The sequence below is a fragment of the Clostridium subterminale genome (assembly GCF_039521425.1).
GTDB lineage: Bacteria > Bacillota > Clostridia > Clostridiales > Clostridiaceae > Clostridium_J > Clostridium_J subterminale.
This window is the reverse complement of sequence record NZ_BAAACI010000006.1, coordinates 23,383-42,368: the sequence shown is the minus strand read 5'-3', so window position 1 is coordinate 42,368 and position 18,986 is coordinate 23,383. Positions and strand designations below refer to the sequence as shown.

Genomic DNA, 18,986 nt, shown 5'->3' with positions numbered 1-18,986 from the left:
ATACATTTTTGCAATAGATTCAGAATTATATAAAATTTATATTTTTCTAAATCTTAGCAAAATTTATCCTAAAGGATAACAATCTCTAATGAGCAAAAGCTCTAAGAAATCTGTTTATCCTAAATCCTATCTTTACTTCTTGCTGCAAATTCATATCCTCATTAAAGAAAAGAAGAATGGATAAAATAATATTCTTAAATATTATATTAACAATTGACCATATAAATATCAAGTTTCTCTTTGTTTTATTTTGGTGAAAATTCTGTTATAATTTGCTCAGCCACCCTAAGTCCATCTACAGCTGCCGACACAATTCCCCCTGCATATCCAGCACCTTCACCCGTTGGATATAATCCTATAACGTTAATGCTTTCGTAATTGTCATTTCTGTTAATTTTCACAGGAGCAGAAGTTCTTGTTTCCATACCTGTTAGTATGGCATCTTCTCCAGCATATCCTGGTATTTTTCTGTCGAATACAGGTAACGCCTCTTTTATAGCATCTACAACAAAATTGGGTGCGCACCTTTTTAAGTCTACAAATTCAGTTCCAGGAGTATATGTTGGTTTCACCTTTCCAAAACTCTTTGATACTTTATCATTTAAAAAGTCTTTTACAAGCTGAACTGGTGCATTATAATTTCTACCTCCAACTTCATAAGCTAGAGCTTCATAACGTCTTTGAAAAGCAATTCCACCTAATGTAGTATTTCCTTCAAAATCACTAGGATCTACTGATACTACTAAAGCTGAATTAGCATTTATACCATCACGCTTATAATTACTCATCCCATTTACCACTACGGTATTTTCTTCTGATGCTGAAGCTACTACCTGACCACCTGGACACATGCAAAAACTATATACTGATCTAGATAATTTATTACTTGTATAAGTTAGTTTATAATCCGCTGCTCTAAGTTTTGGATGTGTTGCATATTTCCCATATTGATTTTCATCTATCATATGCTGTAAATGTTCAATTCTAAAACCTATAGCAAAAGGCTTTGGAGATATAGAAACACCTTTAGAAAATAGCATTTCATAAGTATCTCTAGCACTATGACCTGTAGCAAGTATAAGATTATCACAAGGTATATGTTCACCTTCTACTACTATTTCAGAAATTTTTCCATTCTTTATTACTATATCTTCAAGCTTAGACGAAAATCTTACTTCTCCACCATATTCCTTGATTTTTTCTCTTATATTTTTGACTACATTTTTTAATATATCCGTTCCTATGTGTGGCTTTCCCATATATGTAATTTCTTCTGGGGCACCTGATAATACAAGTTTTTCTAGAACATATCCACATCTATGATCTTTAATTCTAGTGGTTAACTTTCCATCTGAAAATGTACCTGCTCCACCTTCTCCAAACTGAACATTACTTTCTGTATTGAGTATTCTATTATTCCAAAAACCATCTATACTCCTAGTTCTACTGTCTACGTCTTCACCTCTCTCAATTATAAGAGGGTTGTATCCCTTTTCTGCTAAAAGAAGACCTGCAAATAGTCCTGCTGGTCCCATTCCTACTACTACAGGTCTATTTTCTAGCTTCTTTGTTCCAATTTCAAAATCAGCTTTATAATTCTCTACACCTAATCTAACATCATTACTATTTGCTCTAGCTATTACTTTAGATTCATTATCACACTCTATCTCTACGGCATAATTTATTCTTATATCTGATTTTTTTCTAGCATCGATGGATTCCTTAGTAATTTTAAATGATTTAAAATCACCTTCTTTTATTCTCAGTTTATTAGCCACCTTTGATTTTAAGGTGGCTAAACTATCTTCATTTATTCCTAAAACTAAATTATTTATCCTAACCGGCATTATTATCTTTCTCCTCTGTTTTGGCTTTTATAGTTAAAGTTACACTTTCTGGTGTTTGACTCTTAACTTGTACTGTATTTGGTACTCCTGATAATTGAACCTTAACCTCATGAGAGCCTTCTGTTAAACTTTTTAAATCTACTATAGCCTTAAAGTTATCTCCACTGACCTTACTTAGTTCACTCTCTTCTCCTGTAATAATCAATTTAAGTGTTGGAGTTGAGTTTTCTAGTGTAAGCTTTTCTCCTAAATTTGTATAATCTATTGGTATACTCAAAGTTTTTTCACTATATTTCTTCACTGTAATTTTTACTTTTACAGTTTGTTCATTATTTACACTGTGTATACCTTCTGGCATTACTAGATTTGAATCTATAGTAGTGCTTTCAGTTATTTTACTAATATCTATAGGCGCTGTATTGATACTTGTAATTTTATCTATCACTTCACTTGTACCAGCTACCTCTATACTCTTTGGTGCTGCTTCCATACTTACTATGGTTACTCCTGGTGCTGCTGTTCCAGTAGTCTGTACCTTTACCCCTAAATACTTACCTTTTTTTACATGAACTTTCACCTGTACATATTCTGGATATATAGATAGTCCAGTAACTTCCTTTTCATCTGAATCTACTAAAGTAACCTTACAGCTTTTATCTATATCTGTACTTGCATTAGTTATATCTACTTGCGCTACTGCTCCAACTACTTGATCTAAATATCTTTGTGGGCCTGATATTTTTACAGAATTAGGTGATATTACAGAATCGTCATTGTAATAACCTTCTGCTACTTTTCCTACAATTTGAGATGTTACATTTACATGTTTATCTGCTAAAGTATCCACATCTATATCCATTAAAAGCCCATCAGAGTTTACAACTGAAACTCCAGGACTTGATTCCTTTACTTTAACTTGAACTTTATTTTCTCCTGGGGTTAGTGCATAACCTTGAAGGTCTGCTACAAGAGTAAAATCTTTATTCCTTAAATCCTTAATTGTTGATGCTGGAGCCTTTACTGTTAAATTTATATAAAAATCTTGATTTGGTATTAGTACTAAATCTCTATCTGCTAGAGTATCTTCATTTAGTATTTTTACAGGCACATATTTTATTACACTAGTAGTGACAGGGTCTTCGCTACTACGAATATACATCCACAATACTAGTGCTGCTACTACACAACAAATTCTTATTATGATGTCTTGTCTTTTTTGCTTATCCATAGCTTTACCCTCTCTTTAAATGATTCTTTTCTATTTTGTCTACTCTTCATTATTTTGAGTAGCACATTTCTTAGCTTATCCTTATCATAATTTCTAAGTAACCTTCCATTTATGGCTAAGGAAATTACTCCTGTTTCTTCAGAAACTATAATAGTTATACAATCTGCTACCTCTGTAACGCCTATTCCAGCCCTGTGCCTTGTGCCTAACTGTTTATTTAACTTATCATCATTGGTAAGTGGTAAAAAGCAACCTGATGCTACAACTTTATCATTCCTTATGATAGTGGCACCATCGTGAAGTGGAGTATTTACAACAAAAATATTTTGTAGTAACGCTGAAGATACATCACCATTTATTTTAGTTCCAGTGTTTATAATATCTCCAAGACCAGTCTTTTGTTCTATTATTATAAGTGCTCCAACTCTATCTTCAGCCAATACTTCTACAGCATCTACTATTTCATTAACTACGCTCTTCATAACCTCTTCATCTTCATAAATTATTTTATCTACAAAGGAAGTTCTTCCAATATGTTCCAGAGCCTTTCTAATTTCAGGTTGAAATATAATTATAATAGAAATAACACTAATTGTTAAAGTGTTTTCTAATATCCAATTTAAGGTTGTTAAGTTTAAAACATCACTTACTGGTATTAACAAAAATATAAGTACAATTCCTTTTAATAATTGCTCTGCTCTTGTCTCTTTTATTAGTGTATAGCCTTTATAAAATATAAAAGAAACTACAATAACGTCAATTATAGAAAATATAGTCATTCCCTTAAAAATATTTATGAATGCATTTACGAATGCATTAATGCTTTCCATATAGTCACCACCTAACGATAATACTATTTTAATTATACACCAATACTTCTATTTGTAATATAAATTTTGATTTTTAGAACAAAAATATTTTAATCAAATAAATGTTAATAACCACGAATATTTTAGTTTCTACTTTAATATAAAGAATTATAATATATTTTTTAAAATACAAAGGGGGATGCTGTAAGTGAGTTATAAAAATTTCAAAATAGAAAACATAGTAATCAAATATTTATGCTTCTTTATTATTGGTATAATTTTATTTTTTATGAGTTATTGTTTTTTCAGTAAGTTTTCTTTTAATAAAGGAGAAAGATATCTTTCTAACACTATGAAATCTATATGGAAAGTTAATAATAGATCTAAAAGCTTTCTAGATAATAATCATATAGATGTTGAGAAAGCTCTTAGTGTTTTACCTGAAATGAAAGCTGATTTGATAGATATATCTATAGACTTAAATTCAAGTCCTTGTATTGAAGAATCCGTTTCATCAGAAAGCTTTGGGAATTTATCTAAGGGTTTAAATGAAAATATTCTGGTTATAGAACAAATTGATGCAATGCTTAAGAATCCTTATGGGAGTGATATAGAACTAGCTGCTAATAATTTAAAAACCTTTAGAGATACTACAGAAAACTATTATAGATTAATTAATCTAAAGGATTCTAGTTATGATTTAGGTACTCCTATGTATTCAGCCATTAATTCGACTATAGACTATTGTATATCTTCTAATAATTTAAAGAAAATATCTGATTTAAAATCAGCAGAATCTACTAAATTTATTGATACTTTAAGAGAGTTAGTTATATCACTAGATAGCTTAAAATATAATTTCTATGAAGATGTTTTAAAATGTCGTAGTGGCAACATGACCTATGAACTTTTAATCTCTAACATAGATGATACTTCTAAAAAATTAATCTCAGTACAAAATGTTTTATCTCAAATGTCCATACCTGATAATTTTTCGTCATTATATAAAGATTATTCGGAAATTGTGTCCCTATATAATGATTACTTATATGGAATCAAGTATGCTATATTAACTGAAAAAGTTCGTAGAGATAGTAAAGATTTAAAGGAAGATTTTATGGATTCACTTTATGTTTCAAGTAATGAAACTTATGATAACGTAGAAAATATGTATAAAAATTTTACTAAAGAGTATAATAACCTAAATAGCAATTACTGAAAAAGGAGATGAATTATATGAAAAAATTCATTTTGATTCTTTTACTTTTCTGTAACATCATTGTTGTATCTCCATACCACATAGATACCCTTAATAGAGTTAACCCAACTAGAATAGAAGTATAAATACATTTAAAATAAAAAAAGAGAGAATGGGTTTATAAAGTAACCCATTCTCTCTTTTTATGGTAGAAATATAGTTTTATTTTAATATAGACTCTATTCTACTATTGTTATAATCTGATTTACTAAATCTATTAGTAAGAATTTCAGCATATTTTTTTGACTTCTCCTTATCTATTCCTTCATTATTTGTTGCTAAGGAGTAAAGACATTGTTCTATATATGAACCGCTTTTTAGATATTTGTCTACGTATATCTCATAATACTTGTTTGCATTTTCTATATCTTCTAAACCTTCATAGGAACTAGCCATCATAAATATCATATGCTCATTTAGATACATACCTTCACTATATTTATAAACCAAGGTGAAAATTTCTATTGCATTATCATACTTTTTATCTTCAATATAACTAACGCCTTTTTCATATAAGGACAATACCCCTTTTTCTTCTATTAAAGTTACTGCATTTTGAGCTATATTCCTATCATTTATATTTAAACCTTCTATATCATATTTTTCTATGTATTTAATAATGTTTTCATAGTCTTCAGCCTCTATATATGATTTTAATGTGCTTCCGTCAAAACTCTCATTTTTCTCTTTTTCTTCATTGCTTTCTTCACGTTCTACTTCCTTAATAGAATTCCCCTCTATTTTTTCACTATTTCCTTGGAAATTGTCTAAATTTGTTTTATCCTTATTAATTTCTTCACTTTTTTCTGCTTGTCTACTTTGTAGCCAATGCTGAACTTTGCTATATCCTTTAAATATTCCAAAGCCCATTAATGCCACAATACACACTGCAACTATACTTGTTCCTAATACTACTGCAAACTTCTTAAACTGTACACCAGTCTCCTTTGGTATAAAATCTAACTCTATTAATTGCTTTTTTAAATTCAAAGCTTCTAAATTATGTTTATCGATAGTTAAAATATCCTCTATATATTTAACAGCCTTATTATGTTGCCCTAATTGCATGTAACATTTAGCTATGTATTTCCAAAGATTTATACTATTAAAATGGGAGCTTTCACATTTTAAGAAACACCTTAAAGCATCTTTTACCCTAACTTCATTAAATAGATGTACACCTTGACTAAATATATATATATCACCTTCATCACGTCTAGAATCATCTAAATATTTTTTAGAAACCATATCTCCATTTAATTTATAGCTTAATTTCCAAAAAGTCTTTGCTTCTTCTAACTCTCCACGAATATAATATATTAGTCCCTTTAAATTTAATGTAGGAGAATGACTTCTATCTATGTTTAATACCTTATCACAATAATTTAATGCTTTATCTAATCTTCCATCACAATAAAAATCCATCGCTTTTTTATAAAGTTTATTTATATTAATCATTACTTCACCACTTATACTTTATTTTATAATTTATTCTATATTTTATAGTATCTATTATTATATATCTTTTTACAACTAATTTTATCATGTTATTGGTTTTCTTATCAATAACAATGAATAATAAAAAGGGTATTACAACCTTTAGTTGCAATACACTTTTCTTATTCCCCTTCTATTACATCTCCAAGAATATAATTGTCAAAAGTTTTAGATTTATCTTCTTTATCATTCATCATATCATCTAGATAAAGAACATATTTTAATATTAAACTATCATTTTCTCTTGTTATAGATACAAATCTTTCTTTATCCTTAGCAGTAGCTATAAGCATTTGCTCTCCTGTAGTTACATCTAAGATTACAATACGTTCACCATTAACTAATGTTCCATATCCTAAACCATGAACTATCATAATATGAGTATCATCATACCAGCTTATTGATAGTGGTGATTGCTGACTTTCTTTTTCCGTTGCAGTGTACTCATACATCTTATTAGTAGATGTATCTTTTATATAAAGTATACCTATCCCTTCTTCAATAGCGTTTTCGCCTTTTCCCTCTATGCTAGCTTCATATTTACCATCTGCAGTAGCTATAAATGGTGTATTAAAAGTTAATTTCTTGTCTATAGAAACTTCTGTTTTACTATACAAACCTACAATATTCACATTAGATGACATCTTTACATTATCAATAACTTTTTCATCACTTGATGCTACATCTGGAACATTTTCTTTAGTTTCTTTACTGATATTTTCATCTTTTACTTCAGTTTTACTTGTCTCATCTTGTTTAGCTGCCTTATCCTCTATTCCTGATGAAGCTGCTGAAAGCATTTCTTTACCATTCATTAATTTCATAGCTACAGGAGTAACTATAACTCCTAGTAAAAATGCAGCTGCTATAGCTAGTCCCCCTTTGTATTTTCTTCTCACACCTCTTCTACCCTTTGTATATTTATTTTTATCTATACTCTCAATTATTTTACTTGTAGAGTTTTTAAAGTTAATATTTTCATAAGAAAAGGCTTCTTTAAAAGCTTTATATTCTAAAACTTCTTTGTCATAATCATCTTTACAACTTTGGCAGGTTAAAAGGTGACTCCTCATTTCTTCATCTGCTTCAGCTGACAAATTTCCTTCAATATATTCTGTTAACTTATCTTTGCACTGACTACATTTCATTGTGATTCCTCCTAACCTCACTTGCAAAAGACTTTAAATCCATCTCTTACTTTATAGTATCTCCTTTTCACAGTAGTTTCTGTAATATCTAAAATTTCACCTATATCTCTAAAGGTTAACTCCTGAGAATATCTTAAATTTAGTATTTGTTTATCTATTTCATCTAGAGTCTTTATATATTTATTTACATCTTCTTTGACTTCTAAATATTCTAAAGATTCTTCTGGTCCCATTTCAGAAGATGATATATTATAGGCTTCATCAATATCACTTTCATAAGCTTTTCTATATTTCCTTGTATAATCTATGGTTTTATTTTTTGCTATCTGCAAAACCCAATTTATAAAGCTATATTTATTATTATACATATCCAATTTATTATATACAGTTATAAATACCTCTTGAGTAATATCTTCACTTGCTTCCTTCTGCTTTATCATTCCATAAATAAATCTAAGTATATTAAGCTGATATTTCTCTACTAAAACTTGAAAACTATCTACGTCTCCCTTTAATACATTGCTTACAAGAATGGCATCTTCTACAGGAACTCTTCCTTGCGATTCCTTCATCTTCTTCCCTCTCTTTATATAAATAATACGATACTAATTTAATAAAGTTTACTTTATTAATAAATTGACTAAAAAATTTATTATAATCTTAGGACAGACAAATTAATGTAACAAATAAGATAACTATTATTACGATAGCTGCTATTACTGTGGTATTATAGGCATACTTGCCTTCATTATATTCTCTTTTTCATACATTCCTAAAAGGGTCTTTTAACTTATCCATTGAAAAAACCTCCTAAGTAAATAATTTACTCTTCCCTATATGTTATCATAGTAGGACTGTAAATAAAATCTTTATTACCCATTTTATTTAACATAAAAAAGCTTCAAATGGAGTAAAAACCCCATCTGAAGCCTGAATTTCATTTATAATGTTTTCCTAACTACATCTATAACAGTTCCATCTCTATATTCTACCACTGCAACTATATCCTCAGATAATTCGATTGCCTTAGGAGTACCTGTTATTTTTTCTGCTATTTTCTTTAACTCTTCTATAGCTACCACATTAAGTTTTGCTGCTTTTAGTTTTTCAATTAAGTCAACTCTCTTAGGATTAACAGCTATTCCTCTTTCAGTTACTATCACGTCAATAGTTTCACCTGGAGTAGTTATAGTAGTCAACCTATCCTTTATGATTGGTAATCTTGCCTTAGTTAGTTTTGTTACTATTACAGTAAGTTTAGCACCTGCTGCAGTGTCTGCATGACCACCAGAACCACCCATTATAGTACCATCTGAAGCAGTAGTAACATTTACATTGAAGTTTGTATCTATTTCTGTTGCTCCAAGTATTACTATATCTAAGTTATTTACCACAGCTCCCTTGTTATGGGCATTTCCATACATAGAAGCTGACATAGTTATGTGTTTTTTATTTTTAGAGCAAGACTCTACTGCCTTTAAATCAAAGCATTGTACATCTAGTAAGCTATCAAATAATCCTTCTTCAAACATGTCTACAATGTATCCAGTTATTCCACCAGATGCAAAGCTACCTTTGATGTCATTCTTCTTCATGTATTCTCTAAGTTCTGCAGCTACAGCTAGAGATATACCACCGGCTCCTGTTTGAAATGACATTCCGTCTTTAACAAGTTCTGAAGCTATCATAGCGTCTAAAGCATTCTTTGCAATTTTAAGTCCAATAGGATCTTTAGTAATTTGTGTAGTTCCTGATACTATTCCTGCTGGATTTCCTATAGAATCTACTTTAACTACATAATCCACATAAACTTGACTTATTTCTATTGGAGAGTTTGGATATGATACTAGATTATCTGTAATAGCTATTACAGTATCTGCATATTCTGCATCAGAAACTGCATATCCTAAAGCTCCACAAGCAGATTTGCCAGTAAGACCGTTTATATTGCCATACATATCACTAGAAGGTGCTGCTAAAAATGCTATATCGATATGTAAATCTCCACTTTCAATAGCTCTTGATCTTCCGCCATGGGTATGCATTATAGCTGGGTATTTTAACTTTCCCTCTGATATAGCAGCTGCCACAGGTCCTGATATATAATTTGCATATATTTTAGATACAGTGCCATCTTCAATATATGCAACTAATGGTTTGTGAGTTGGAAATATAGAACTGGCTGCCACAGTTAAATTCTTTATACCTCTCTTAGCCATGGCTTCTACAACCATGTTAAGAATATAATCCCCATTTCTTAAGTGATGGTGAAAAGATATACACATTCCATCCCTAATTTCCACTTTATCTAAAACTTCTTCTATAGAATTTACTAACTTTGTATCTCCAGGAACTACAGGTTTAATTTTTGTTGACACCTTTTTTAAAGGCTCCATATTTTTAAAAGCACCTTCAAAGGTTCTCACATTTCCATATCCTTCTATATACTTTGGAATCTCTCTTCCTAATACATTATTCATATTATTATCACCTCAATCCGCTCATTAAATAAGGCCTAGTTTTTTACTTAAGTCTACAGTTGTTTTTGCTCTATTTATAACTGGTGCATCTACCATTTTACCATCTAAAGAAAATACTCCCTTACCTTCTCTTTCGGCTTCTTCCATAGCATCTAATACTCTTTGAGCATGGATTATCTCCGCCTTAGTTGGTGCATATACTTGGTGTATGGTATCTATTTGTCTTGGATTAATTGATGCTTTCCCAGTCATTCCAAGGGATTTTGCAAGAAGAGTATCTTTCTCTAATCCTTCAAAGTCATTAGTATCTGTAAATGGAGTATCAATAGCACCTACTCTCATAGCCTTACAAGCCACAGCTACTCTGTTTCTAGCATAAAATATCTCATTACCTTCTTTAGTTCTCTTAATTCCCATATCAGAAGTTAAATCTTCTCCACCTAAAAGAACTGCTACTACTCTGTCTGAGGATTTTATAATACTATATACATTCTCAACACCATAAGCACTTTCTACTATCGGTATTAACTTTATAGATTTATCTTCAAATCCTTCTTCCTTTTCTATTTTTTCAAGTCTATTACTAATCTCTATAAGTTCATCTTCTGTTGCCTTTGGAACCATTAGTGCATCTGGCTTAACTCTAGCAATAACTTCTATATCTTCACTTGAAAATTCTGTAGTAAGCGGATTTATTCTAACTACCACCTCTACTCCAGTATAATCAACATTTTTAATCGCTTCTCTAACAAGTATTCTAGCACTATCTTTTTCTGTAAGACTTACTGCATCCTCTAAATCAAGAATTATAGAATCTGAACCTAAGATTGCAGCATCTTGAAGCATACCTGGATTGTTCCCTGGCATAAAAAGCATAGTTCTTCTTAATTTCATATTTATACCCCCTACTGCGCTCTTTTTACTGCAGTTTCAACTCTAGCTCTTATTGTATAATCAAGAGCACCTTTATCTTGAGCTCTCACAATAGCATTTTTTACTTCTAAAGTATCTAAAGTTTCTCTAATTGCTTTTTCTATATCTGCTCCAAATTGTTTCATAACCATACTTTCAAGTTCTATGGCTATGCCACCTTCTTCATTAGGCATGATTATAACATATATATCATTGGATTCTAGAGTTCCAGCCTTTGAAATTTTGTTAATTACCATCTAAATCACCTCTACATGTAGTAATCCTTAAGGAACTTTCGCAAAATATATTACTAATCTTATATAAAATATTAAAGTACTTATTTAATATTTATTTAGATTAGCTCATTTTGCGAAAGCCTCCCTAAAAGATAATATTAACCATACTATTATCTTTTCTATTACTTTCTTCAATTTATTTTTTACTATTTAAATAAGCTTCTCTGCCTACCTCATATAAATTATTTCCTTCTGAATCTATTACTACAACTATAGGTAAATCCTCTACTTCAAGTCTTCTTATAGCCTCAGCTCCTAAATCTTCATAGGTCACTATTTCTGCTTTCTTTACACATTTACCAATAAGTGCTGCAGCCCCACCTATAGCTCCAAAGTATACCGCCTTATTTTTTTTCATAGACTCTATTACTTCAGTATTTCTTAATCCTTTACCAATCATCCCTCTTAAACCATGGTCTAAGAGTGCCGGTGTATATGCATCCATTCTATAACTAGTAGTTGGTCCTGCTGAACCTATAGCCATTCCTTCCTTTGCTGGCGTTGGCCCTACATAATATATAACAGCATCCTTTACATCTATAGGAAGCTCTTCTCCTTTTTCTAAAAGTTCTGCAAGTCTCTTATGAGCAGCATCTCTCCCTGTATATATAACTCCACTTAATAAAACACTGTCTCCAGCTTTTAAGCCTTTAACTTTTTCTTCTGTTAGTGGTGTAGTTATTCTCTTTTCCATAAACCTTACCCCCTAATTATAGCTCTATTTCTGCATGTCTTGTAGCATGACAATTAATATTTACAGCTACTGGTAATCCTGCAATATGAGTTGGATATGTTTCTATATTTACAGCTAATGCTGTTGTTTTCCCACCAAATCCTTGAGGTCCTATACCTAGTTCATTTATCATAGTTACTAGTTCCTCTTCTAACTCTGCATAGAATGGATTTTCATTTCTCACATCTATAGATCTAATAAGTGCTTTCTTAGCAATTGTTGCAGCCTTATCAAAGGTTCCTCCAATTCCTACTCCAACAATTATTGGTGGACATGGATTTGGACCTGCTTCTTTAACTACTTTTATTATAAAATCCTTAACACCCTGAAGGCCATCAGAAGGTTTTAACATTTTTATTTGACTCATATTTTCAGAACCAAAGCCTTTAGGTGCTACAGTAATCTTTAGCTTATCTCCTGGAACTATATTATAGTAAATCATAGCTGGAGTATTATCCTTTGTATTTACTCTATCTAATGGATCCTTAACTACAGATTTTCTTAGGTATCCATCTTTATATCCTTGTCTTACACCTTCATTTATTGCATCCTCAAGAGCCCCTCCAACTACTTGAACATCTTGACCTATTTCTATAAATACACAAGCCACACCAGTATCTTGACACATAGGCATATCTTCATTTTTAGCTATATCAGCATTCACTAATATTTTATTTAATATTCCCTTTGCAATATCCCAATCTTCTTCCTCATGAGATTTCATAAGTCTATTTTTTATATCACTACCTAAATAGTAATTTGCATCAATACATAGTTTTCTTATAGCTTCTGTTATCTGTGAAACTTTAATTTCTCTCATATATAATCCTCCTAAACCTATTAATTAAACACATTATTTATAAGATTAATTCACTACTGTAGTTTGATTTAAATCCCATGAATAATATCTCTCATTTCTATAATTATTATAAGTAAAAAGGCAGTTTTTACTTAAACCGCCTTTTTACTTTATACCTAATGGATTATTTATTTCTTCTATTTACTAAGGCAACAACCCTATTCATTTCATTGTTTACTATCATGTAGCCTTCATCAACACCCATACCTGGTTTAGCTAGACATTGATCTGCTCCACAAGCCATAGCAATGTTAGTGCAAACTTCTGCTGATCTATTTGTTTCGTTGCATGTTCCTCCACAGTAAGCTCCAACATGTTTCTTCTTGCAATACAATATAGCTTCTATTGTATTATTTACTCCTCCAAGGTCTGGAGTTTTTATTTGAAGCATATGTCCTGAATTGTTATCTGCAAAGAATGCTACGTCTTCATAAGTATTACACCATTCATCAGCAACTAATTCCACATTGATATTTCTATTATCAAGTTCAACTGTTAGCTCCCTTAATGCTTCCATTTGTCTTTCTCTATGCTCTACATCCATTGGTCCTTCTATTCTTAATTTAAATGGTTTAGCAGCCTCTTCTAATGTTGCTATGTAGTCTGCCATTGCTTTTGTATCACAATTAAATGCAACTCCTATAGTTCCATAAACATCTATATGGAATATTGGGTTATAGTCTTCACTAGTTCTTAATTTTAAAACTCTATCACTTAACCATTTTACATATTCAAGAAGTTTTTCACCCTTTAAGCCTAACTTCTCTTCTACATTGTTTATTAAAGCATGAGGCAAAACGTCTGCTCCCTTGATAATCATCTTATCAGCATTGTTGTATCTGTCATCTCCTGATTGGGTAAATATAGGAATTCTATTGATTTCTACTCCAGTATTATATTCATCTCTTACAACTTCAGCCATAGTAACTTTTTTAGCTTTAGCTACACCATCAAGGATCGCTTGAGTTACACCATATCTGATAGCTGTATGAAGTCTTTTACCATTTACCAACATTTTATCAAATTCTTCAGCTAAACATTTAAAATTAGTTAATTCTCTACCTATAAGTTTTGGTGCTATTTCCTTTTCTATAACTGGTATGAAATCTTTAGCTAAAAATAATGGATCACGTCCACCTGCTCCTGAATATTGAACAGCTGCACAATCACCGTGTGCTACTTGACCATCTTCAAGTATTAACATTACAGATATAGATTCTCCTGCTTGTCTTATAGATGTAAATCCTTCAGTTACTGGCTCTCCAATATAAGTAAATCCATCATGACCAGCTCCAGCTTTTATTGCTCTTTGGTCATCAAAATAAAATCCAGTTCTTCCTGCAGAACATACTACATCAACAATTTTCATTTAAATACACCTTGCTTTCTATAATTTAAGAATTTTATATTAGTTTATTGTTAGCTTATAAATTATAAATGTTATTTTTCTGGTCTTCCAACAAGCTTTCCTTTTCCTACAGCAAATATATCATCTATTGTCATTTGGAATCCAACTGGACGATTTTCGTATTTTCCTCTTTCGTCTAGCTTTTTCATATTGAAAGCTTTAAGCTCTGCTGTAAATGGAACATTTCCAAATTTAAGATATCTTACTGCTCCATTATTATCTCTTGCAGGCATCATTTTACCAGCGTTATATTTACTTGGTGCAAATGGAATATCTATAACTCCCATATCAAAGCCTTTAACAGCACCTTTCGCTAAGTCACCGTCTCCTACTTCATATAACTTATCTACCATGCATCTTGTTTCAGCTTTAATTATAGCAATTTCAGTTCTAAGTTCATCAGATAAGTGCATTTGTTGACCTTTTAATAAGTTTAAAGTCATTTTAGTTGCTCTTATACCTTGAGCATTTGCTTCTTTAGTTGGTATACCTATAGCTTCATGTGGAGTTTTAACTATAACTTTTGTAGCTCCTGCTAATGCTGCTGCTGCTGCCCCTGTAGATATAACACCAAAAGCCTTAGCTTCATCAGCTGGGAATCCTCCCATCCATTGATGGAATACTGTTGTTAAATAAACATCACCGTAACCATAAGCTCTTAAGTAATCGCTACATTGTTCTTCAAGAGCTCTAATTGCTGCTACGTCTTGTATTAAGTTACCACACTGACCATATCCAACTGTAATATTTTTAACACCTTGCTCTGCTGCAAGTAGTGCTTCTACTATTGCAACTGCATTAGATGTACTTGGTGGTACTAAAGTTCCTGTTAATGGACCAAATGGCTCTCTATTAATAGATATGCCTTGCTCTTCATAGAAACCTACTAATCTATCACAATATTGCCAGTCAAGAATAGTTTTTTCTAGTGTAACACTTTTAGCATATGGTATATTATATGATATACCGCCACCTTCATTTGATGTCCAACCTGATGCATGAGTAATTTCTGCAAGTAATCTACCATCTGGAGTACCGTGTCTTGATTCTAATGGTAGATTAACAGATTCAAATACTCTTCTGCATCCTTTAACACCATGGTTAACTCCTGGAAATCCATTTAAAAGTGATCTTCTAGCTTTTATACTTTCTTGTATTCCAACTTCACATTCTTCATATCTGTTTTGTCTTGTGTAACTATCTATTGTTGATGGTAGAAGATCTGCTCCGCCTTCTTTGTCTAAGTAATTTAGTAATTCTATGTGGCTATCTAATAAAGCTACACCGGCCCTAGGTTGAGCTAATGTTATGCCCGCTTCCTTTGCTTCAATTAATTTTTTAGCAAAGTTCTTGTGTGCTGGAATTTTTTTGTTGTAGTCTATAGCCTCCTGTAAATCTACTTCTTTACCTGTTGGCCATTGTGCTAAAACCTCTTCTCTTGTCTTAAAAAACTCTTCCTCGGTCCACTTTTTGTTTTTTAGTTCCACTTTAATTTACCTCCTAGTAATTTACACTTCCACTAAATATTTTTTCATTATTCTTACTGCTTTATCAGGATAATCCTGAGCTAACAGACCCATTGATGATAATATATAAGTTTTATCTACTAAAGTTTTTGGATTCCTAGGTCTTAAAGAAGTAGCATTTTCTTTATGGAAGTTTCCTGCCTTCAATATTTCACCTGGATGTTTACTATGAACTAAAACCCCCCCTGTACCAATCATATATTTTACATCCATAAGATCTTTTCCTAATTGATTGTATACAGCTCCCATAGGTGTATATATGCATTCAACAGTACCACAGTGTCTTTCCATAGAAAGCTCTGTAGCTGCCTTTGCCATAGCTTCATCAAATTTTATATCTTCATCTGTTGCAGGTACCATTTTAATATTGCTATTTCTATATTTACATCTTTCTTCAATGTCTATCTTTCTATCTTTATCATTTAAATATGCTCTAAGCTTTCTACTACCTGCAGCTTCCCAAAGAGACACAGCTGAATATCTCATACCTAAGTCACCTTCTACAGTTCTTTTTGCAAAAGGCTCCTCTAACCCCTTCATATTTACTCCGCCCTTTGTTGGCTCTCCATATCCAATAGAGTGTACATCAGTAGTAGCTCCCCCTATGTCAACAATGATTAAGTCTCCAATACCTTCCTCTTCATCAGTACCTTCACCCAACACTCTAGCTGCTTTAAGTACAGCTGCTGGTGTAGGCATCAATATGCCATTTACAAAATTTTCTGCGTTGGATAATCCTTTTGCATCGGTTATCCTATCCATGAATACTTTTCTTATTTCTTCTCTTGCTGGTTCTACATTCAAAGCATTTAATTGTGGCATAACATTTTCTGTTATACTGAAATAAAATCCTGCTTTTTCAAAGATTTCTTTTATCTCATCATTAGCACTTTTATTCCCTGCTACAACCATAGGAAGATTAACATCTAGATCTACTAACATCTTTGCGTTATGTAGAATACATTGTTTATTTCCTCCATTAGTGCCACCAGCTAAAAGAATTATATCTACATCAGAATTTTTTATTTCTAATACTTCATCTTTGGTTAATTCATAACTATATACTTTTATAACTCGAGCTCCTGCTCCTAAAGCAGCTCTCTTAGCAGCTTCTGCTGTAAGATCTGGCACAAGTCCAATCGCTACCATTTTTAAGCCTCCAGCTGCAGATGAACAAGCAAGCTTTTCAATGAAATTTACTTCTTTTCCTTCTAGCTTATTCATAAGCTTATCATAAGCTTTATTAAATCCTATCATTATATCATCTTCGATAGTTGTTATGTCCTTGGCTGTAGCTAATATTTCTTCATTATCTATATCTACTGCAGTCAATTTGGTATAAGTACTACCAAAGTCCAAAAGTAAATATGCATTCATTTTAATCACTCCAGCTCTCTATTATAATTCCAAGTAAAATATACTTTAGTTAGTTTATATGATTCTGTCTATTCTATTTCTAAATCTTCCTTTAAGTCATGGATAGTAGTGTCTATACTTGTTCCTGGTGGGTAAACCCTATTAAATCCCATAGCTTTAAATCTTGAATGAACCTCATCCCAATCTTGTTTACCTACAACTATGTTACCGCCAACATAGATAAGAATGTCTTTTAATCCTGATTCATCACACTTTTCTCTTAAGCCTCTACAGTCAATCTCTCCATGTCCATAAAGAGAAGAAACGATTATTGCATCAGCATTTGTTTCCACTGCAGCATTTATAAAGTCTTCTTGTGGTGATAGTACTCCGATATTGATAACTTCAAACCCTGCTTCTGTTAATGCATAATCCATGATTTTGTTACCTACAGCATGGCAATCTGCTCCAATAACACCAAGAACTAATGTCTTCTTTTCCATTTTTAATTCCTCCTGAATTAATTTTTTTGATACTTTAATTCTACAATTTTTGACTTAAGTGCCTTCACTGATGTGGAGTCTAAGTTATAAGAAAATTCTATAAGCTCTTTATTTTCATGATTAAGCTTACAAACATCCTTATATCTACCTGGAGTTACTATTAGTACCTCCGATTTATCAACTATGTGTTTTAATTTAGCTTCTTCAGTTATACTAAAATACTCAACTGATAAATCTGAAAGACCCGCTTTATCAAGTGCTGACTTTATTTTAAATATAAACTCTTCAGATAAACAAATAAAAGTAAACTTTGTTCCTGAAGGATGTCTAGCGATTCTTACAATGGATTCTAGATTAGGGCTTACTGCTACTCCTAGTATTTCTTTGTTAAAGCCAGTCAAAAACCCATCTACATCATTTACATGATTGAAAGGTGATATAATTACTTCACAAGTCGAAAGCTTGTCCTTTGTGTCATCACTCATCTTTTCTAAGTCTGTTAAAGTAAATGGTATCGTATTCATATTTGTTATTGACGTTATTTCTTTACTAAACATTCTTGCTTGCTCGATATTACATTCTACAAATGCCGAAGTAACTTTATTCATAACATCCTTTTTTTCACTAACCCTATTTGTTACTATGTCTAAAAAATCATCTGGATCTATGCCACATTCTAAAGCTTCTTCAAGGGCTAAATCCACAAATTTATTTATTTTCCTTCTACTATCATAACTTTGCCATGATACGACTTCTTCTGCTACAAATGTACCTTTTCCTCGAATAGATTTTAATACGCCCTTAGCTTCTAGTTCATTATAGGCAGCACTAATGGTATTTCTACTAACTACTAACTCTTGAGACAATTCTCTTTCTGTAGGCATCTTACTTCCAACTCTCAAAGTTCCATCTTTTATAAGATTCATTATTTGTTTTTTTACCTGTATATAAAGAGGTACCCCATTTTTTTTATCAATTGTAATGTTCAAAATCTCATCTCCTGACCCTTTGGACTAATGGCTTAATCCAATCCTTAATCATAATATCATATGGCCTAATCATTTGCAATTTTATATTTCTGTATATTCTATAAAGAGCCTACCTTTTATAGAAAAAGTAAGCTCTT

The 18,986-nt window shown here is 31.5% G+C and carries 17 protein-coding genes; 1 reads left to right on the top strand and 16 read right to left on the bottom strand.

The annotated features are described in order from the left end of the window. Positions 1 to 245 precede the first annotated feature (245 nt). From ABDZ93_RS09260 to cdaA, 3 genes are read right to left on the bottom strand one after another with little or no spacing between them, the layout of a single operon-like run. Positions 246 to 1,847 carry an NAD(P)/FAD-dependent oxidoreductase gene (locus ABDZ93_RS09260; protein ID WP_343825728.1) on the bottom strand — a complete coding sequence of 534 codons (1,602 nt, stop codon included), beginning with the start codon at positions 1,845 to 1,847 and terminating at the stop codon, positions 246 to 248. Beyond that, positions 1,837 to 3,075, bottom strand: coding sequence for a CdaR family protein (locus ABDZ93_RS09255; protein ID WP_343825726.1), 1,239 nt, complete (start codon positions 3,073 to 3,075; stop codon positions 1,837 to 1,839). The genes ABDZ93_RS09260 and ABDZ93_RS09255 overlap by 11 nt, the downstream gene beginning before the upstream one ends. Next, positions 3,045 to 3,905 carry a diadenylate cyclase CdaA gene (gene cdaA / locus ABDZ93_RS09250; RefSeq protein ID WP_343825725.1) on the bottom strand — a complete coding sequence of 287 codons (861 nt, stop codon included), beginning with the start codon at positions 3,903 to 3,905 and terminating at the stop codon, positions 3,045 to 3,047. Before cdaA ends, ABDZ93_RS09255 begins: the two co-directional genes overlap by 31 nt. A 187-nt stretch (positions 3,906 to 4,092) precedes the next feature. Between cdaA and ABDZ93_RS09245 the strand changes: the two genes are divergently transcribed. Beyond that, positions 4,093 to 5,103: a hypothetical protein gene (locus ABDZ93_RS09245; protein WP_343825724.1), complete on the top strand. Its 1,011-nt coding sequence runs from the start codon at positions 4,093 to 4,095 to the stop codon at positions 5,101 to 5,103. Positions 5,104 to 5,304: 201 nt separating this feature from the next. Here ABDZ93_RS09245 and ABDZ93_RS09240 read toward each other — a convergent pair whose 3' ends face one another. The 13 genes from ABDZ93_RS09240 to ABDZ93_RS09180 form a co-directional block, all read right to left on the bottom strand. Further along, positions 5,305 to 6,600 (bottom strand): tetratricopeptide repeat protein, encoded by a 1,296-nt coding sequence (locus ABDZ93_RS09240; RefSeq protein WP_343825723.1) that lies wholly within the window; start codon positions 6,598 to 6,600, stop codon positions 5,305 to 5,307. A 161-nt stretch (positions 6,601 to 6,761) separates the two neighbouring features. Next, positions 6,762 to 7,787 (bottom strand): DUF4652 domain-containing protein, encoded by a 1,026-nt coding sequence (locus ABDZ93_RS09235; RefSeq protein WP_343825720.1) that lies wholly within the window; start codon positions 7,785 to 7,787, stop codon positions 6,762 to 6,764. 17 nt (positions 7,788 to 7,804) lie between these two features. After that, the gene (locus ABDZ93_RS09230) at positions 7,805 to 8,359 is read right to left on the bottom strand and encodes an RNA polymerase sigma factor (protein WP_343825718.1); all 555 of its coding nucleotides are present in this window, start codon (positions 8,357 to 8,359) and stop codon (positions 7,805 to 7,807) included. 369 nt (positions 8,360 to 8,728) lie between these two features. After that, positions 8,729 to 10,267: a citrate lyase subunit alpha gene (gene citF, locus ABDZ93_RS09225; protein ID WP_343825716.1), complete on the bottom strand. Its 1,539-nt coding sequence runs from the start codon at positions 10,265 to 10,267 to the stop codon at positions 8,729 to 8,731. 24 nt (positions 10,268 to 10,291) lie between these two features. Further along, entirely contained in the window at positions 10,292 to 11,161 is an 870-nt protein-coding gene (locus tag ABDZ93_RS09220; RefSeq protein ID WP_343825714.1) for an HpcH/HpaI aldolase/citrate lyase family protein, read from the bottom strand. Positions 11,162 to 11,172: 11 nt separating this feature from the next. After that, a complete protein-coding gene (gene citD, locus ABDZ93_RS09215; protein WP_343825712.1) occupies positions 11,173 to 11,436 on the bottom strand; it encodes a citrate lyase acyl carrier protein in 264 nt (87 codons plus the stop codon). A gap of 175 nt (positions 11,437 to 11,611) precedes the next feature. Continuing rightward, positions 11,612 to 12,169, bottom strand: a complete 558-nt coding sequence (locus ABDZ93_RS09210) for a Fe-S-containing hydro-lyase (protein ID WP_343825710.1) — start codon at positions 12,167 to 12,169, stop codon at positions 11,612 to 11,614. A gap of 16 nt (positions 12,170 to 12,185) precedes the next feature. Then, positions 12,186 to 13,028: a fumarate hydratase gene (locus ABDZ93_RS09205; protein WP_343825708.1), complete on the bottom strand. Its 843-nt coding sequence runs from the start codon at positions 13,026 to 13,028 to the stop codon at positions 12,186 to 12,188. A gap of 163 nt (positions 13,029 to 13,191) precedes the next feature. After that, a complete protein-coding gene (locus ABDZ93_RS09200; RefSeq protein ID WP_343825706.1) occupies positions 13,192 to 14,436 on the bottom strand; it encodes a methylaspartate ammonia-lyase in 1,245 nt (414 codons plus the stop codon). 71 nt (positions 14,437 to 14,507) lie between these two features. Next, entirely contained in the window at positions 14,508 to 15,962 is a 1,455-nt protein-coding gene (locus tag ABDZ93_RS09195; protein ID WP_343825705.1) for a methylaspartate mutase subunit E, read from the bottom strand. Between the two features lie 21 nt (positions 15,963 to 15,983). Further along, the gene (gene glmL / locus ABDZ93_RS09190; protein ID WP_343825704.1) at positions 15,984 to 17,378 is read right to left on the bottom strand and encodes a methylaspartate mutase accessory protein GlmL; all 1,395 of its coding nucleotides are present in this window, start codon (positions 17,376 to 17,378) and stop codon (positions 15,984 to 15,986) included. Positions 17,379 to 17,446: 68 nt separating this feature from the next. Beyond that, a complete protein-coding gene (gene glmS / locus ABDZ93_RS09185) occupies positions 17,447 to 17,860 on the bottom strand; it encodes a methylaspartate mutase subunit S (RefSeq protein ID WP_343825702.1) in 414 nt (137 codons plus the stop codon). A 17-nt stretch (positions 17,861 to 17,877) separates the two neighbouring features. Beyond that, positions 17,878 to 18,849 carry a GntR family transcriptional regulator gene (locus ABDZ93_RS09180; RefSeq protein WP_343825700.1) on the bottom strand — a complete coding sequence of 324 codons (972 nt, stop codon included), beginning with the start codon at positions 18,847 to 18,849 and terminating at the stop codon, positions 17,878 to 17,880. Positions 18,850 to 18,986: the final 137 nt, after the last annotated feature.

Coding starts and splice junctions, on each gene's coding strand:
- ABDZ93_RS09260 (WP_343825728.1), bottom strand. CDS start 1,847: ATGCCGGTTAGGATAAATAATTTAGTTTTAGGAATAAATGAAGATAGT.
- ABDZ93_RS09255 (WP_343825726.1), bottom strand. CDS start 3,075: ATGGATAAGCAAAAAAGACAAGACATCATAATAAGAATTTGTTGTGTA.
- cdaA (WP_343825725.1), bottom strand. CDS start 3,905: ATGGAAAGCATTAATGCATTCGTAAATGCATTCATAAATATTTTTAAG.
- ABDZ93_RS09240 (WP_343825723.1), bottom strand. CDS start 6,600: ATGATTAATATAAATAAACTTTATAAAAAAGCGATGGATTTTTATTGT.
- ABDZ93_RS09235 (WP_343825720.1), bottom strand. CDS start 7,787: ATGAAATGTAGTCAGTGCAAAGATAAGTTAACAGAATATATTGAAGGA.
- ABDZ93_RS09230 (WP_343825718.1), bottom strand. CDS start 8,359: ATGAAGGAATCGCAAGGAAGAGTTCCTGTAGAAGATGCCATTCTTGTA.
- citF (WP_343825716.1), bottom strand. CDS start 10,267: ATGAATAATGTATTAGGAAGAGAGATTCCAAAGTATATAGAAGGATAT.
- ABDZ93_RS09220 (WP_343825714.1), bottom strand. CDS start 11,161: ATGAAATTAAGAAGAACTATGCTTTTTATGCCAGGGAACAATCCAGGT.
- citD (WP_343825712.1), bottom strand. CDS start 11,436: ATGGTAATTAACAAAATTTCAAAGGCTGGAACTCTAGAATCCAATGAT.
- ABDZ93_RS09210 (WP_343825710.1), bottom strand. CDS start 12,169: ATGGAAAAGAGAATAACTACACCACTAACAGAAGAAAAAGTTAAAGGC.
- ABDZ93_RS09205 (WP_343825708.1), bottom strand. CDS start 13,028: ATGAGAGAAATTAAAGTTTCACAGATAACAGAAGCTATAAGAAAACTA.
- ABDZ93_RS09200 (WP_343825706.1), bottom strand. CDS start 14,436: ATGAAAATTGTTGATGTAGTATGTTCTGCAGGAAGAACTGGATTTTAT.
- glmL (WP_343825704.1), bottom strand. CDS start 17,378: ATGAATGCATATTTACTTTTGGACTTTGGTAGTACTTATACCAAATTG.
- glmS (WP_343825702.1), bottom strand. CDS start 17,860: ATGGAAAAGAAGACATTAGTTCTTGGTGTTATTGGAGCAGATTGCCAT.